A 17,903-nucleotide genomic window follows, 5' to 3' on the forward strand; every position below is an offset into this window, starting at 1 on the left:
CCACGGCATCTCGCTCGCCGTTTCGCTCAATAGGGGGTTTGAACTGCGTGTACACCTATGACGATCAACTTCTTGACGCCGCTAGGGTGCGCCGTAAACGGCTCGCTCAGGCCCTTTTGCATAGGTCGCAGAGGCTCCGCCGGACGTGGACTGACGGTCTTGGCTCCATCATGTTGAGCGTCTTTTTTGCCGTTCTTGCGTGCGCTGTTTGCGTAGGTGTGTCGTTCGTGATGCACCTTCTCGCGACTGACACGACCTTTAGGCGCCAACCGCAAGCGCCGCCCAACACGTCGGTCTCGAGCCCCGCTTACGCGCCGACACCTCCGGCCAATACACCGAAACCAGCCGAGAAGGACAACCAATGACAACCAGCCCCTTCGTTCGTTTGACGATTCGCGGACAGGAGCGTGCCGCGGACGTCATCGTCCCCGGGTCACTCACCCCTTCGGATGTGATCCCAGAGTTCATGGAACTCGTTCGTGAATCCACAGACGTGTCGAGTCTCGGGATGTTTACGATTCTCGGCGAGCGCTTGCACCCCACGATCCCCGTCGGCGAGCAAGACCTCCTTGACGGGCAGGTCGTGCAAGTTCTGCCTCTTGCGGACGCCCCTTTCGAGCCCGTGGTCCACGACGTCGTTGATCGTCTCACAGCAACGGATGTTCGAGGGCTCTGGAATGACAACACTCGCTCCTGGGTTCTCGGCATCCTCTCGACGGGACTCTTGCTCGTATCCCTGTGGTTCATTCCGGGGGTCTTCAACAAACCATGGTGGCCCGTTGCAGGCATGTTTGCGCTCACGATCGGAGCTGCCGCACTGAGGATTAGGACCCTCGCATGGCCATTTTTCATCGCGGCGCTTTTTCTCTCGATTCTTGGCGGCCTCAACTTCTCCTTCGCGGGACGGGAAAGCGCGATCTGGTGGCTCAGTGTTCTCGCGGCAATCCTCGCGGTCGTCGGGGTTATGCGTCGACGCTCCCGCGCGCTTGCGACCTCGCTTGCGACTCTCGCCGGGGGGACAGGCCTTTTCATCCTCGCGCACTTCTTGGGTGCGAGCATTGAACAATCTGGTGCGATCGTCGCTGTCGTGGCACTCGCCGCTCTCGGCCTTGTTCCGCGCTTGGTCATGCAAGGATCAGGCCTCTACAAAGTTCAGGATGCTCTCGCGGAAGAAAAAGACATCAAGGCCAAAGCCGTTGATGTGGCGATTGCAGAAGCCTACGAGACCCTCACGATGTCCGTTGTGGTGCTCGCCGTGATTTTTGCTGCCTCGCTTAGTCTTGCCGCGCCACTCGTCGTTGAAAATCCCTTCGCAGCGATTACGTTGGCAGCCGTCGGAATTGCCGTAGTTTTCCGCACTCGTCACTTCCCCTTCGCCCTCCACCGGGCGGTCCTGTGGGGCGCCATTATGATTGCGGGGACGTTCTGTGCCCAGGCCATCGTGAACGAGTACCCCGGCTCGACGTTGTGGATCGGGCTGGGAGCCATCGCTATTGCTTTCGCGATGTATGTCATTCCGCGTTTTGCCTTCAGGAGCACCGTGAATTCCGCCCTCGGGCGGCGAATCTCGGGAGTCGTCGAGCGGATCTGCACGCTCGCTACTGTGCCCGCGCTCGTCGGAATTTTCGGTGTGTATAGCGAACTGTTGAGGACGTTCCAGTGAATCAAAAAGACCGCGCACTCAAGATCAGCAACCGTAAAGGCGAAAACTTCGCCCGCCGCGCCCTTCGCAGCGTCACGGGATGGATCGGAAACGACGAAACCCCGACGCGCATCGTGCAAGCGCAAAAGGACGAGCAACTTCCCATCACGACCGGGCGCCGCGTGGCGTTCCTCGGGGCGCATGGTGGGGCCGGTGTGACCTCGCTTCTCGTCGCGACCGCGGGATACTTGGCGCAAGCACGCGGTGGTTCGGTTACGGTTTCAGGCCTTCGCTCGACGAGCGACCTCTCATGGTTCCTCGGCAGCAACCATCATGAGCGTGGCTTGCGTTTGCACGAGACTCCACTTGTGAGAGCCCGCGAGTCGATTGGAGAGATTTCTCGAGCTCAGCAACTTCTTCTCATCGATTGCGACTCGCACGTGACGGATGAGGAACTGGCGATGCTTATGCCGCACGTCATCGTCATCGTCGGGCGCCGCACCGTCCAGGGCATCGAGAAAGTAGAGAACATTCGCGAAGCCCTCGGTGACAAGTACGGTGCGACGATTCGTCTTCTTTGCGAGACTCCCAATAGTGGCCTCGGTAAGCCCCGAGGGGGAATCCAACTCGGCGAGCTCGTCGTGATTCCGCACGACAAGCATCTCGCTGGTGATTCGCACGTGAATATCAGGAACATTTCCGAGCCGGCACGCGTCTCGATTGAGGAACTCGGCGCACTCATGATGCAATTGGCGGTCAGCCGTTGAGCACACGTATCGTTCATCGCCCCGCCCGTACATCGCCCTCGGCTCCAGGCGTCACTCGCCACGAGCTCGAACTCCCGCCAACGCTGCCAGAAAACGACGGCACCGCAAACTTCCTCATGCTCATCCCCATGTTGGGTGCGGCGACGAGTATGACCCTCATGATGCTCTTTCGCGGATCGGCTCTTGCCGCGATCGGCGCGCTCATGATGGTCGTGACCGTCATCGCATTCATCATCATGTTCATGAGCAACCGCGGGCGTGCCGTGAGACGCCGTCGAAACCTGCGCGATCGGTATCTGACCTACCTCGATCGCCAAGCGAGTGAACTGTTCGAGGCGGAACAAAAGCGCGCAGAGCTCGCGCGTGCCGCCGAACCGCACCCGGGCGCGCTCTTGAGCCTCGCACGCTCAAACGCGCGCCTGTGGGAGCGCCGTCGCGATGACCAAGACTTCATGCGACTTCGGCTCGGAACGGGGTATGCCCCCGCGATCGAATTCGAACGCGTCGGCGAAGAAAGCGCCCTGAGCCTCGATGACGAATTCATGCAGACTGAACTCGAGCGAGTTGAAAAGCGCTTCTCATCCATGCCCGATGCGCCCATGACGGTCGCGCTTGATTCCATCGGCAATGTGAGCATCGTGGGTGACCAGCCCTTCTGCCGGCGCGTAGCGGTCCTGCTGACGAGCCAGGCGGCGACGTTCTCGTCACCGGAAGACATCGAAATGGCGCTCACGTATCCCGAAGGGGAAGCGCGCGATTTTTGGTCGTGGATGACGTGGCTTCCCCACGTCGCCGACCAGAACAGGGCAACCGAGTACGGGCCGATCCGGCGCATCGCGAAGGATGAGAGCCAACTTGCCGAGGTGCTGCGGCCCGAGCTTCACCGCCGACTCACTGCTGCCGCGCAGATGCGCCGCAATCGCGGTGGGGGCAACATCTCAAGCACGATGTCACGTATGTGGATCGTGTCCGATCACCACGGGGAGGATGCTCTCGAACTCCCTCTTGGTGATCGCGAGATCCGCCCGTCCGATGTTGGCCTCACGATGCTTCACCTCCTCGCGAGCCGCGAGCAAGAACCCGACGATATTTCGCTGCGTATTAGCCCGTCGTCGGTCAAATCGGATGAAGCAATTGTGGAGCGCTACACGAAACGCGACAAAGAACCCGAACGCTTCACCGTCAAGCTTGACAGGTTTGAGCCCGAAGAAGCCCGTGCTCTCGCGCGCTACCTTTCGGGTGTTCGTCTCGCTCCGGATTCCCTCGAACATGATGAAGCGCAGCAAGCGATGCGCGCTTCGGATCTTCTCGGAGTCGGCGACCTCACGAACATTGATCTTGAAGAAGCGTGGGCTCCGCGTCCGCGCTCGAGCTTCCTTCGCGTGCAAATTGGCACCGACGACCAAGGCGCTCCCGTCATGCTCGACCTTAAAGAATCGGCGCAATACGGAATGGGCCCGCACGGCCTCGCGATCGGTGCAACGGGATCGGGTAAGTCCGAACTCTTGCGCACGCTCGTGTTGGGCCTTGTGTCTGGGCATTCGCCGGCCGACGTCAACATGGTTCTCATCGACTACAAAGGCGGTGCGGCCTTTGCGCCGTTTGAGAATCTCCCGCACGTTGCGGGTGTCATTACCAACCTTGGGGATGACGCAAATCTTGTAGAGAGGGTCTATTCGAGTCTCGAAGGCGAGGTGACTCGCCGCCAGCAACTCCTCAAGGATGCGGGCAGCCTCTCGGACATCACGACATATCGACGCCGCCAGGCGGCCGACGGCGGCGAGACCATGGAGCCACTCCCGCATCTCCTCGTGATCATCGACGAGTTTGGTGAGCTTCTCACGGCCCGCCCGGACTTCATCGATCTCTTCCTGTCGATCGGTCGTATTGGGCGCTCGATTGGCGTGCACCTTCTGCTTTCGAGTCAGCGTATCGAAGGCGGCAAGCTCCGTGGCCTCGATACTTACCTTTCGTACCGCATTGGCCTTCGTACGCTTTCGGCTGCCGAGTCGCGCACGGTGATCGATACCGTCGACGCGTTCTCGCTGCCGCCCCTGCCTGGTTACGGCTACCTCAAGGTTGACACGACGACCTACACGAAGTTCCGTTCAGGTTACGTCTCCGGTCTTTTACCGCAGGACGAAGACGAAACCGAAGTGACGAACCTTCCGCATGTGACCCTCATTGATGAATTTGCTGTGCTTGATCGAAACGACGATCTCCCGCAGAAGGCTACTCCCGGTGGTGCAGACGATGAGGATGAAGAAGGCGAAACCGTGCTTTCGACCGTTGTGAGGCAGCTCGAAAAGCAGCCTCGCGTGACTCGTCCGATCTGGCTCGACCCGGTTCCGCCTGTCTTGACGCTCGATCAGGTTGCGGGCAAACCCATGGCAACGAGGCGCGGTTTGCGCTTGCCTAAAGCGAAGTTGCTTTCCGTCCCGATTGGCATGATCGACGATCCCGCCCACCAGTGGCAGGGGGTCTATAACCTCGATCTCGCGGGGCCCGGGGGCCACGTGTTCGTCGTGGGGGCGCCGCGCTCTGGTAAAACGACGGTGCTGCAAACGATCGCGGCCTCGCTCGCTCTTACTCATCCCTCGGCCGAAGCGATTGTCTATGGCCTTGACCTCATTGGCGCGGGTCTACTTGCGATCGAAAAACTCCCCAACGTTGCCGGTATCGCGACACGTCAGCACCGCGAGGCCGTGCGCCGCACCATTGAAGAAGTGCAAGCGGCGATGCGCGCCCGAGAGTTGCTGCTCCACCAGAGCCAGCTTCCCGACCTGGAGTCGGTGCGCCGCGCGGCGGGGCTTGAGGTGGATCCGAAGCTCATGAGCGAAATTGTGCTGCTTATCGACGGTTTCGGGCAGTTCAACGAAGAGTTTTCTGAACTCGAGGACCACATCAAGGACATCGTGCGCCGAGGTGCTGGCCTTGGTGTGCACGTGGTCGCTACGGGTTCGCGGTTGAACGATGCGCGCCTGTCGATGCAGACCTACTTCGGCAATCGACTCGAGTTGCGCCTCACGGAGCCGGGCGAGTCGGGTGTCTCGCGCAAGCTCGCAGAGACGATCTCGACAGACCGACCGGGCCAATTCCTTACCGCCGACAGCCTGTTTGGGCAGCTCGCGCTCCCGCGCATCGATTCGAATGCCGATAAGGAAACGATGGTCGATGGCCTTTCGAATCTCGTCGAGACCGTCGCGGCGTCGACGACCGATCGCGCGCCCAAGGTGCGGTTGCTGCCCACCGTTGTCACGCCCGACGTGCTCGAGCACAGTGATTCGAAGGGGCTCATCCCGATTGGCTTGTACGAAGCAGACTTGGGGACTGCGCAGCTCGATGTGACCGGAACCGATTGGAACCTCGTTCTGCTTGGGGCCAACAAGACCGGACGTACGAGCATGCTCGCGTACGTTGCGCGGCAAATGATGGCGCGTTGGAGCGAAGACGAGCTTGTGTTCGCCGTATTCGATCCGAGGCGCAACCTCGCGAATGTGATTCCCGAGCCCTACCTTGGTGGGTATGCGGCATCGGCGACACTTGCTGAGCAGCTTGTCGCCGCGATCATTCCTGAGCTCAAGAAACGCGTTCCCGGTTCCCCGGAGGCCGAGGAAAGTGAAGGAAACCAGCCGCGAATCGTGCTCCTCGTCGATGACTACGACGTGCTCACGGCAGGCAATATGAGCCCGCTCCAGGCGCTTCAGCCGTATCTCGCGATGGGCCCGGAGATCAATCTTTCGGCGATTATTGCGCGTCGCGTTGCGGGTGCATCGCGTGGGCTCTATGAACCGGTGTTCAATACCGTGCGCGAAAGCGGCGCGACGGGCTTTATGTTCTCTGGCGATCGCACCGAGGGCCTGCTACTCGGTGGCGAGCGCGCGCGAAGCCTCCCCACGGGGCGTGCGCGCATGTTCCGTACTGGTACGCCGGGCGAGACTGTGCAGATCGTCTGTGAGGACGCTCAAGAAAGCAGCGCGACATCACGCGGTTTTAGCGGATCATCGCCGAAGGAGTGAGATCTGAGCATGAATCTTGAGAATCGCCCCGACGAGCAGGCCATCATCCGAATCTATTCCTCGCTCGAATGGGACGCTGAGCGGCTTGCTGACGTTGTGAGCGCAGTGTTTTCACCCGAATACACGATCTGGTCGACTGACGGTGACATGGTCGCGATTACCGACGGCACTGACCGCACGCCTCCGCTCTGGTTTTGTGATGAAGCCGCGTCGACCGTTTCGTATTACGCTGCCGAGATCGTGGGACCGCGCGCCGAGGCCCGCGCCTTCGCGAAAGGCTGTGCGCGTGCCTTCGCGGCCTCGGTGACCGATGTCAGTATCGACCCTGACCTTGCCGAGGATTCCGGTTGGGCACACCGCGTGCCGCGCGAGAGCATTGGGCGCGGCGCCTATTACGAGGATGAAACTCCGCTTGTTCCTCGCGTGGTCGATATGCCGGTTGAGGTCATCGAGTTCAGTCCGTGGATTTCCGCGCTTATTCAGAGCGCTCAGCAAGAACCGCATTCGCTCATAATCCGCACACCTGAATCGACTCGGATCACGCCGTTCATGCGTCGCGTCTTCGAAACTTTTCAGGTTTTGTGGATTCGCGAAACTGCGAACGGTCCCGTGGAGGGGATTACGGGCGTGGGGTATTCATGGTCGAATGATGGGAAACTCGACGAAGCCGAGCATGAGCATAAGCTCCCGTCGTTTACGCCCGATGGTCTGCGCATTCGCCTTCAGGTGCTTCACCCCCTTGACGACACGATCGCTGTAGGCGAAGCCAGTGAACGACTTCTTGCGGCAACCGTCGGCCTTCGTCACGTGACACTCGGGCGCACGGAGATTTCTCGCGCGCCATGGCAAAAAGAGGTCGCTGTGGCGCTTTCCGCGCTCGCGTCGCCGCAGCCGGGGTCGTGGTGCCTAGGCGGTCCAGGAATGCGCGGAACGCTCGATCTTTTCCCGTCTCAGCAGGGCGTGATGGAGGATATTTACCTCGAGCTTCCCTCGGGGCGCGACCCGCTCAGCCGAGCCGATGCGATCGCGCTGTGGGAGCAGGTCAAGGAGTTCATGCCGCTCGGCTTCGTTATCGCCGAGGGAACAGAGGCAACGACGCGGCTCGTGCACGAATCCTCCGAGCATGCGCTCAAGGATGACCTCGAGCCGTGGGACGGCGCATTCGGTTACCTCGGCTACCTCGGCGGCAAGCCCGCCGGGGAGAGTGCGGGGGAGGGGTCCGACGGTTCCTCGGCTCCCGATGAGACGAAGCCAGAGTGAGCAACCTAGGCCCCCCAGATCAGGGCGACCGGAGATGTAGAGAAGCGCCCGTCGGACCCCCTCCGCCGGGCGCTTCTCGTACCGCGGAAATCCCCTCACCGCGGCACCGCCTCACCCGCGCGACGGTGTCAGCGGCGGGTGGCGATGGGAACGCCGCCAGGCGGCGCGGGCGTGAGCCCTAGTTTGTGAAGATGAGGAACGCGGTTCAGTCACGGGGAGACCCGCGACACGAACAACATCACGAATATATAACAGCCGCTGGTCAAGCGCTATTCAGAGACGTCGTTTTGAGAAATTAGGGCATGTGCACTCCGCCACTTTGGCGCTAGCTGCCGTGTTTTGGCTGCGCAGAGTCGGGATTATGAGACTCGCGCCGCGGCGTGTGCGTGGATCCTTACCTCACCGTAAACCCTCAGCGTTATCGGGGTGCCGTTTTCAGGGAGCACCTCGATGATCGAGCGGTCGACCGCGACGGCGCCAGCGCCCTCGAGCCGTGCCACTTCACGCTCGACGCCCGAAGAATCCACGACGGTGAGCAGGCAACCGTCGGAACCGAATTCCCGCACCCCTGCCGCGCCCGCGTTTGCGAGCACTTCCTCCGGGAAGCGAGACACGAGCAGATCGCCCTCCACGTGGAGCTCGCGCGGAAGCGTGAGGCAGCCCGCCCAGCCCTGCGCGTCGGTCTCTTCCTGCGTGCGCGAGGCGTTCTCCCACGACCAACCCCACAGGAGAACCCGGTCGCCATCGACATACGCTTGCGGCGCGTAAAAGTCCGGGCCCTGATCCACGAGACCGTGAGACGTCACGTCGTGAAAGCGCAGGCCGCACGGCGTATCGCCGTCAAACCGCACCTCGAGCGAGCCGAGCGCGTAACCGGAACCCTGAAGAACGGGCTTGCCCTCCGCCTCATTTTCGCCGTGCCACAGCCCCACGATGAGCACCCACTGCCCATCGACCCAGACGAGCTGCGGGCACTCCCAAAGCGTCGAACGGGTCATGTCCCGAAGGACCGGGTCGGCGCTCGAGGCGACCTCGCCGAGGTACACCCAGCGCTCGAGATCGTCGGCGAGCCAGGCGAGGAGGACGGCATCGTGCGAGCCGTCCTCGCGCTTGATTCCCGCGCCCTGAATCACGAAACGGTGCCCCTCGGCTTCGAGAACGAACGGGTCGCGAATGCCGGTGAGGCCCTCGATGTCGGGTGCGGGAGCGGCGACGGTAAAGTGATCAAAGAGCGATTCGTTGGAGTTGCTGCGCGCAACGATCGCGCTCGCGAACTGAGGATTTGCCTCCTCAACCCCCGAATACACGAGCGTCGGAGTGCCGCCCTCGGCCGCGCCGGGCCCGCGGTCAACGAGCCCCACGCCGCTCCAACAACCGGCCGAATCCGCCTCACCCTCGCGCGGAATGATCGCCGCGGGGCGCTCCTCCCAGTGCACGAGATCTTTCGAGACCACGTGCCCCCAGTGAATGCGGTCGTGCCTCGCCGAATGCGGATTCCACTGGAAATACACGTGCCACGTGTCGCCATTCTTGTGGATGCCGTTCGGGTCATTAATCCACCCGCGCGCGTGCACGCGGTGGCGCTGCGGGAAGAACGAGGTAGGGTCCGACGCTTGCTGGGCCGTCATCGACGGTCTCCTTTCGACAGGGGTGGCTTGCTTACGGGGTGGGCGGGTGGCTATTTCGAGACGCCCAGAGGGGCTGGGCCGACGTGTGTCGGTTTAAATGTCTCACCCCCGGGATACCGTTGTGTGTAAAGGGACATGGTTGAGAGGGGCCCGCGTGAGGATCCGATTTGGTTGGCTGCTCGATGGCGCCCCGTGGGCGTCGCGCGGCGCAGGTGCGGAGCGTTCATGGGACATGGTCGCGGGGCCGCGTGAACTTGTGGGTGTTCTACTCACGCGGCTAGGGCTCTCACACCCGAAGGCGTCGCACGCTTTTCGGGTGGCGCAAATGCACCGTCTGCTCGGCGAGGTTGATCATGCGTGGTACCGCCGTTCGCGTGAGCTTGACCCGTGGAATACGGCTCGAACCTTGCTCCGCCTTCGCGATGAGGCGCGCGAAGCGGGCTGGCGGGCCCCAGAGCCTCGCGAGATCGACGGTGTGCGGTTCCCCCGATTGCAGGCCGTGGCAGCTCTCGAACAGGCCGCGACCGTTGGGGTCGAAGGAGTGCCGGGGGCAAACCTCTCGCCGGGGTTTTCCGATGATCTGTCGAGCGTGCACGCCGAACTCGAGGCCCTCGTCGAGCAAGTCGAGCCCTGGCCGCTCGGGATCGAGGCGATCGAGTGCGCCGAGGATCCCGCGTCGCTTCCCGGGCGTTGGCCCGCGCTGTTTTCACTCCTCGCCAAGCTCGGTGTCGAGGTCATCGTGGGGGAACTGGGGAGTCACGTGCCGAGGGCGCTCACGATCATCCGCGCGCCGCAAGAGCTTTCAGCAGGAGAGGTCGCCGTGCAGATTCTCGAAGAGGCATGCACCGGCGAAGAAGCCGTGACCGTTCTCGCCACGCGCTCCACGCTTCCGCTCGATATTCAGCTTGCGCGGCGCGGTCTCCCGCCCGTCGCTCATGCGCCCGAAGCGCCGCCGCGTCTCGCCGCGCAGGTCGTGCCTCTGTTCCTCGAGGCAGTGAGCGCGCCCGTGAACGTGCAGGCCCTCGTGGAATTCCTCAGTTTCGAGGTGCCGTGCGAGAAGGTGGGCGCAGCGGGGGAGGGGCAAGCGTCGGCCCCCGTTCTGGCGAGGCGAGTGAGCAGGGCGCTTCTTGATGCGCTCGGTGAGGAGGCGGGAATTGACGCGAGTGATCCCCACTCTGCTTTCGCGAAGGCCCTCGCGAAAATCGGCGAGGATGCAAAGAACGGTGAGCGGGACCTTGCGCTCGTGCGGGAGCTGTGCGCCTTCACGTCTCTTACGCCCAGAGAAGGTGCAATGAGCGTCGATGAGTTCGAGCGGCGACTATCCTTCCTCGAGGCCCGCGTCGAGGAGATTACCAAGGCTGCCGCGCCAGCGAAGGCGCTTATCCGTGCGCACATCACGAACCTTCGCGAGCTCGTCGCCCTCATGGGTGGAAGCGCGCTTGGCGAGCGCGAACTTCGCGATCTCGTGGCAGCTGCCGCCCCTTCCTCCTCTTCCGTGCTCACGCGCAAGAGTGTGGCTCCATGGACCATGGCATCGAATGAGGCGCACGTTGAGGGCGGAATGGTCCTATGGTGGGGCGCTGCCGGGGTTCAGGGCAGGCGCGGCGCTACGTGGGATAAGTCCGAAGTCGAGCTGCTCGAAGCGGGCGGCGCACGCGTTCTCGAACCAGAAGCCCTAGAAGCACTCGATATGGGCGCGAAGCTGCGGGCTCTCGGCGGTGCTAGGAAGATCATCGCTGTAGCGGCCGACGTCGTGGATGGCGAACACGCGAGCCTCAGCCCTGTGCTCGCGCCACTCGCGGGGGCGTGGCTTGAGGCAAATCCCGACATCAGGGCGCGCGACACCGAGGAATCTGACCCAACCCGCCACCGGGCCGTGAGCATCGACGCTCGTGCGTGGATCGCGGAGAGAGTAAAACAGGGGATTCTCGAGGTCCCGGAGGAACTCCGGTTCATGCCGCCCGCAAGCCTCGCGCGAGAGGTCACTCCGGGCATGCATCTCATGCCCGCGACTCTTTCCTTCACGCAGCTCGATACCCTTCACCGCGACGCCCTCTCGTGGGTCTTGCGCTACCCGTTCGGCATCAAACCCGGAAGCGCTGCGAGCGTGCCCACGGGCGATCGCGCAATCGGCACCCTCATTCACGCCGTGATCGAAACTCTCGTGAACGACAAACTCGTGCCCGTGAGCTACGAGATTCCCACGGGCACGATCGAGGAGGTCTTTTCGCGGCTCGTTCCGAGGTATGCGAGCAACCTCGATCTTCCCGGGAACGAAGCCTTGCGCGCGTACGTTCTGCGGTGCGCGAAAGCGAGCATCGGCCAGCTGTTTCGCGCGTTCCGCACCGCGGGCGTGAGCGCGCTCGAAATTGAGCATGGGCTCGAAGGCGTCTCGCTCGGGCTTGAGATAGAGGGGTCCGGCTCCTCCCAGCGCATCAGCGTGCCACTTTCTGGCTCGATTGACTTCGTCGGCATTGGCGAGAATGGCGTTCCCGTCCTTCTCGATTTCAAATGGGCGAAGGGAACGTCCCGCTACGCGAGCTACGTCGACAGTGACGAGTCGCTCCAGCTTGCGACATACGCGTGGGCCTATGGCGAGCAGCGAAGTGATAAGCACGAGGCGCGAATCGGGTACTTCATGCTGCGCCAGGGCGAATTCGTGACTCGGGATGCGGGCCTCGGCGGGCGCGGGAACGCGGGCGAAGGAGGGCGCGCTCTTTTCGAGAGGCTCCGCACGACGATCGAGAATGAGTTGAGCGCGATCGCGCAGGGGAGGGTCACGAGCGCACTCGGGGATCTCGCCCTCAATAACGGCCTCTCGAGCTACGAGACCGCCCACAAAAAGGCCGCGGCTGAGCTTGCTGAGGCGCGCGCGGATTCAGGGCGCGTGTTCGTGGACCACAACGCCAGCTATAGCGACTACTGCCTGCTTACGGGGCTCACGGGAGACTACTCATGACTTTCACCGTCATCACAGCGTCGGCAGGGTCCGGCAAAACCTATACGCTCACCACGCGCCTCGCCGATGCAGTCGCGGGCGGGGTGCGCACGAGCGAGATTATCGCGACGACCTTCACCACGAAAGCGGCAGCGGAGCTGCGCGAACGCCTCCAGGTCCGCCTCATCGAGCTCGGTCACGTGGAGCAGGCGAACGAAATCGGCTCGGCGCTCATTGGCACGGTCAACTCAATTGCCGGGCAGATCGTTCAGGACCACGCGATCGACATGGGGCTCAGCCCCGAGCTGCGCGTGCTGAGCGAAGAGGAGAGTGAGCTCTTCCTCACGGCTTCGATCAACCAGACGATCGCCGAGGTTGAGGAGCGCGAACACGAGTTGCTCGCGAGGCTCGGGTATGAGGGAACCTCGGGTCAGAGTACGAGTTCCTTCCAGAAGGAAGAGTCATGGGCGAGCACCGTCAGGGACATGACGAGGCTCGCCCGCACGAACGCGATCGACCCCGCCACGCTCGCGCACAACGCCGAGGAATCCATCGCGGAGTTTCGCGCGATGATCGAGGCTGCCGGGTATGAGACCGGGCCGGATCAGCGACAACAGTGGAGGAGAGTTTTTGAGAGCTGCCTCGCGGATCTCAAGGGCGATCTCGATGCGGCCTTGGCGGCCGAGGCTCAGGGCGTGAAGTTTTCGCAGTGGCCAAGTGACGGAGAGCCGGTCAAGGGTGGCGCGAGGACACTCGGCAATGTTGAAGGTTCGGTCGTCACGCTCGAGGCGGCCTACAGGCGCATGAGTCGCGATGTGAGCGCGGTTCCGTGGAGCGAATGGATGGCACTCGCCGACGTGAGTGGGGTCGCGGTACCGAGGGGCGGCAAGAAGCCTGGGGCAAGACCGAAGGTGGTGTGTGCGCCGCTCTCTTCGCTCATCCTTGGTGCGAGCGACGGGGTGGGTGTGCTCGGAAACGAGGCTTTTCTCGCGGACATCGAGCAACTCATACGGCTCGCGTTCTCGACCGCCGCGCAAGCGCTCGAGGCTTACGCCGAGAGTAAGGCCGCCCTCGGCGTCATGGACTTTGCCGATCAGGAGATCCTCGCCCTCGACCTCGTCACCCACAACGAACGCGCTCGCTCCTCGCTCGCGAATCGCTTCCGCTTTCTCGCCGTCGATGAATTCCAGGACACGTCCCCGATCCAGCTCGAGCTGTTCATGCGACTCGGCGAACTCGTTGACGATGTCGTGTGGGTGGGTGACCAAAAGCAGTCGATCTACGGTTTTCGCGACGCCGCCCCGGAGCTTATGGAGGGCGTAGTTGAAGCCGTGCGCGGAAAACGCGGCGGATTCGCGGGCGGCAGAGTCGAAGCGCTCACCGATTCGTATCGAAGTTCCGAAGCTCCTCTTGCCCTTTCGAATGCCCTTTTCACGGCCATCTTCCGAGACATGGAGCCCTCCACGGTCGCGCTCAACATTCCCGAGAAGCGGGAAAGCACGAGGCACGAGGGCGGGATCGAGATGTGGAAGGGCCCCGAAATCCCGCCGCGCGCAAAAGACACGGCGTTGCGAAGCTCGATCGCGACCGGAATCCACGAGCTGCTCACCTCGGGCGCCACACTTAACGGCAAGCCCGTGACCCCAGGAGACATCGCCGTTCTTTCGCGAGGCGGTGGTTCGCTCTCCACAGTCACCGATGCGCTCGAAACCCTCGGTATTCCCACGACGGGTGCGGAACGAAACCTTTGGAAGGGCCGCGAAGCGCACGTGATGCGTGCGGGTCTCGCGTCCCTTCTCGATCAGAGCGACACTCTTGCGCTCGCCGAACTGGTGAACCTCCTCCCCGAGCATGCCTCGCACGAAAGCTGGTTCCAGGAGCTCGGTGCGCTTCCCGATCGCGCGGAGCGTCAGGCCCGCATGAAGGCATGGCGTGAGGATCCGTCACTCGCGGGGCTCGAAGCTCTCCGTGCGCGCGCCGCGCAGTTAAGCCCGAGCGAGGTCATCCTGGCGCTCATCGACGCGCTCGAGCTCCCGCGCCGTGCCAAGCGGTGGAGCGCAACCGAAGACCGCCTCGCGGTGCTCGACGCTTTCCACTCCCTCGCGCGCGAATACGAAGAGGATTGCGCAAGCCGCGGCCGCGCGATGGGCCTTGCGGGACTCAGTGCGTTCCTCGAGGAACACGGCAAGAAGCATAAGCTCGCGCACGATCCGAACGCCGTGACCGTCAGCACGATCCACGGGGCTAAGGGTCTCCAGTGGCCCGTGGTGATCACGATCGTTCCTGACAAAGCCAAGGAAACGCGCAATGCCGTCACGGTGAAGCCACGGGCTAAGGACGAGTTCGATGCCGAGCATCCGCTCGAGGGGCGAGCCCTGCGATTCATCCCGATACTCAAGGATTCCTTCGCGCCGATGGCGAAGGCGCTCGCGCACAACCCCGACGTCACGCGCGCCCGCCTCGAGAATCGTGCCGAAGAGGCGCGCATCCACTACGTCGCCCTCACGCGTGCGAAGTATCAGCTCGTGCTCGCGGGCCACAAAAACCTTGCCGAGACCCTGTACGCGCAGTTCTCACCCGAGAGTCTCAAGGCGGGCATTGCCGAGGCAGGCTCGTGGGTGCCCGAGAGGGAGGAATCCGCGGAAGCCACCAAGGAATCGATGCTTAAGCGGGAAGCTCGCGCCACCTACGGCCTTGAGGAACAGGAGGGCTCCGACGCTTCCGCGGCCCTCGTCGTGACCGGAGCGCGCGTCCCAGCAGGCCTTCCCGGCGAAAGCGATGCTGAATCAGCATCGTCGATCCCCGTTACGGTCCTCCACCACGGGGTTCCCGGCGACCCGAACGACCCCGATGCGCATGTCGAGGTGTACCGCCAGGAGCGCAGCCCCCTCGCGTCAACCCCGATTGCGAAACCCGCGGGCGCGCCGTCGAGTTTTCTCCAACACGAGAGTGGCCTTGCCGCGAGGTTTGCCGCAAGCGCCGTGTCCTCCGCAGGTATCGACGCGAAGGTGACGATCCACGCGAAACTCGGCGCCCCTCTCGTGGGGGAGGGAGGCGAGCACCGCGAACTCGTGGGCGAAGCGGTGCACGCCTATCTCGCGACCCCGTATGCGCAGCTTCCGCGTGAGCGCCAGCTCAGCCTCGCGCGGAGGATCACCGAACGGTGGCTCGGCACAGACCCTCTGCTCAAGGCGAAGGTCACGCCCGAGGTGGTCGTCGAAGCGGGCGAGAGATGGCACGCGTGGTCCGCGCGCGAGCTCCCGGGCCATGCGAGCGGCACCGAAGTGCCCATCGCGTGGTGGAATGACGATGGTCAGACGATGGAAGGCTGGATCGACTCGCTTCTCACGCTTCCCGATGGTCGCAGCATCATCGTCGACCACAAAACCAATTCACGCACTGAACCCGCTCAGATCCTCGACTACATCCGCGGGGAGTACGTGGGGCAGCTCGCGACCTACATGAGCGCTCTCGAGGAGCGCACCGGGCAGCGGCCAGAGTACGCCCTCGTGCACCTCCCGCTCAGCGGTTACGTTGTGAAAGTCGAGGTCGAACGCTAGGAACGCGCAGGTAGCAGGCCGAGCGCCTCCGCAATTGGAACCGCGCTCGCCGCGGCCCACGCTTGCGGGCGGCAGCTCGCTGGATAGGGGAGCGGCTGCTGCACGGCATCCGTCGGATCTCCGGCGAACAGTTCGGGCAGGCGCCAGTCAAAGCCGCGCGCCGCACGCACGAGTGCCCGCGCAATCTGCTGGGCTTCGCTCGTGAAACCCGCGCGCATGGCCTGGCGCAGGATGAAGGCGGTGTCGTGACTCCACACGCTCCCGCCGTGGTAGCGAGTCGGGAAGTACGCGCCGTTGTCGCTCGAAAGGGTGCGGATGCCGAAGCCCGTGAACATCGTCGAGTCCATGAGGCGATCGATGACCAGGCGTTCCTCGTTATCGTCGAGAAGACCCGTGCCAAGCAGGTGCCCCATGTTGGAGGCGACGCCGTCCACGGGGCGTTTCTTCCCGTCGAGCGCGAGGGCGATGTAGGCGCCATTGCTGTCCTCAACCCAGAACTGTTCGCGGAATGCGCGCCGGATACCGTCGGACCGCTTGCGAAGCCGCTCGCCGAGCTCACTCGCACGCTCATGCCCCCACTTTTCGAGGAGCTGAGCGGCAACCAAGCCTGCCTCGTAGGCGTAGCCCTGCACTTCTGCGAGGGCGATGGGCCCCTCGGCGATCGTGCCGTCGGCGAAACGTACCGAGTCGCCAGAATCCTTCCAACCCTGGTTGGCGAGGCCGCGCCCGGATTCGTCGATGTACTCGAGGAAAAGGTCGCCGTCGGCATCGGCATGCTCGAGGAGCCACTCGGCTGCGCGCGCGACATTGTCGGCGAGGTCGCTCACGTCAAGGCCGAGTTTGGTCACTTCGCCCGCGAGGAGGATCCACAAGGGCGTCGCGTCGATCGTGCCGTAGTACACGGGCGGAAGGTACGAATCGCCCATGTCCATCCCCACGGCTCGCACCTCGTGGAGGATCTTGCCGGGCTGCTCCGCCGTGTCGATGTTCTTCTCGGTGCCCTGCTGGGTCGCGAGCGTGCGAAGGGTCTGCGCGGCGAGCTCGGGGGCGAGGGGCGCAAGGAAGCTTGCGGAGATGAGGGAGTCGCGCCCGAATAGCGTGAAGAACCAGGGAGCGCCAGCTGCGAGAAATGCCTGGTCGGGATCGGTTTGGCGTGCGAGGCGCAGGCTCGTGAGGTCGGCGAGGGATTGGGTGAGGAGAGTTCCGACGGTCGCCTGCTCATCATCGTGCGGCTCTTCGAGGGTCATGCTAGAGCCGAGTTCGGGCTGGTCGACTCCGGTGAAAGGTGCGTGCTCGTCACTCGCGGTGAGGACCCAGGTAAAGGACGCCGTTGTGTTTGGCTCGAGGGTCACGTTGAGGTGGGCGTGGAGAACCTGAGTTTCGTCGGTGGAAGCGGTGAGCGACGTGCCCTCGCCCTTGACCGTGAATGTGGCGTGGGTGCCCTCGCGCCAGCTCCACTCGGCGGTGTTCTCTTTGAGGGTCGCGGTAGGTGCGGCCACGGCGAGCTTTTGCGCGAGGTGCGGGTCTTTGACGGCGGCCATGGGGCTCGCGTCGAGGCCGAGCTCGGCATAGAGCTCGACTGTGACGGGGTGATCCGCTGCGGAGGTTAGCGTAAGTTTTTCGCGTACACCGTCGATGCTGGCTTCCCGTTCGCGGACGAGCCTCACAACGGGATCGACGGGGAGCCCTTCGAGCGAGACGACATCGGTGAAGCGGAGCTTCTTTGCGCCAAAGGTTTCGAGGCCCACGCTTGAGAGCTCGCCTTCCGGGAGCTGCTCGGGGGCGGCGGTGCCATCGGTGAGCTGCGCGCCGCGAACCTTCAGTGCATAGGTTCTGACGAGGCGGTCATCGGCGAGGAAGAGCCCCTCGGCGCCTTCGCCGCGCATCGCCCCGCTCGTCGTGGACCATGCGTGAATGGGCGCGGCAAAGACGCCGCACAAATCGTGAACGAAGGGCTGACGGAGGGGCATGGGCTGCCCTTTCGTCGTTCCCGGCGCGCAAGAGAATCTGTCCCCAACAATTGTGGCGGTATTCGGCTCCATACCGCCACAAACGTTGGGTTTAGTTGCCTAGATCGGGAAGGGGCGGA

Annotated in this window: 8 protein-coding genes; 6 read left to right on the forward strand and 2 right to left on the reverse strand. The window is 63.3% G+C overall.

Features of this window, described 5'->3' with window-relative positions; all coding sequences use genetic code 11:
* Positions 1–361: 361 nt before the first annotated feature.
* From M3B90_RS07845 to M3B90_RS07860, 4 genes are read left to right on the forward strand one after another with little or no spacing between them, the layout of a single operon-like run.
* Positions 362–1,663, forward strand: a complete 1,302-nt coding sequence (locus M3B90_RS07845; protein ID WP_259889629.1) for a hypothetical protein — start codon at positions 362–364, stop codon at positions 1,661–1,663.
* Positions 1,660–2,409 carry a hypothetical protein gene (locus M3B90_RS07850; RefSeq protein ID WP_259889632.1) on the forward strand — a complete coding sequence of 250 codons (750 nt, stop codon included), beginning with the start codon at positions 1,660–1,662 and terminating at the stop codon, positions 2,407–2,409. Before M3B90_RS07845 ends, M3B90_RS07850 begins: the two co-directional genes overlap by 4 nt.
* Positions 2,406–6,428 (forward strand): type VII secretion protein EccCa, encoded by a 4,023-nt coding sequence (eccCa, locus tag M3B90_RS07855; protein WP_259889634.1) that lies wholly within the window; start codon positions 2,406–2,408, stop codon positions 6,426–6,428. Before M3B90_RS07850 ends, eccCa begins: the two co-directional genes overlap by 4 nt.
* Positions 6,429–6,437: 9 nt before the next feature.
* On the forward strand, positions 6,438–7,688 hold the full coding sequence (locus M3B90_RS07860; protein ID WP_259889635.1) for a DUF6177 family protein: 1,251 nt from the start codon (positions 6,438–6,440) through the stop codon (positions 7,686–7,688).
* 359 nt (positions 7,689–8,047) lie between these two features.
* On the opposite strand, the gene M3B90_RS07865 is transcribed toward M3B90_RS07860, so the two are convergent.
* Positions 8,048–9,316, reverse strand: coding sequence for a glycoside hydrolase family 32 protein (locus tag M3B90_RS07865; RefSeq protein WP_259889637.1), 1,269 nt, complete (start codon positions 9,314–9,316; stop codon positions 8,048–8,050).
* A gap of 154 nt (positions 9,317–9,470) precedes the next feature.
* Between M3B90_RS07865 and M3B90_RS07870 the strand changes: the two genes are divergently transcribed.
* Both M3B90_RS07870 and M3B90_RS07875 read left to right on the forward strand, forming a co-directional pair.
* Positions 9,471–12,275 (forward strand): PD-(D/E)XK nuclease family protein, encoded by a 2,805-nt coding sequence (locus tag M3B90_RS07870; RefSeq protein ID WP_259889639.1) that lies wholly within the window; start codon positions 9,471–9,473, stop codon positions 12,273–12,275.
* Positions 12,272–15,814 (forward strand): UvrD-helicase domain-containing protein, encoded by a 3,543-nt coding sequence (locus M3B90_RS07875; protein ID WP_259889640.1) that lies wholly within the window; start codon positions 12,272–12,274, stop codon positions 15,812–15,814. The genes M3B90_RS07870 and M3B90_RS07875 overlap by 4 nt, the downstream gene beginning before the upstream one ends.
* Here the strand turns inward: M3B90_RS07875 and M3B90_RS07880 are convergent.
* Positions 15,811–17,784, reverse strand: coding sequence for an amylo-alpha-1,6-glucosidase (locus M3B90_RS07880; protein WP_259889642.1), 1,974 nt, complete (start codon positions 17,782–17,784; stop codon positions 15,811–15,813). The two genes, M3B90_RS07875 and M3B90_RS07880, sit on opposite strands and share 4 nt — an antisense overlap.
* Between the last annotated feature and the right edge of the window lie 119 nt (positions 17,785–17,903).

Source organism: Dermabacter sp. p3-SID358, from assembly GCF_025147465.1.
GTDB lineage: Bacteria > Actinomycetota > Actinomycetes > Actinomycetales > Dermabacteraceae > Dermabacter.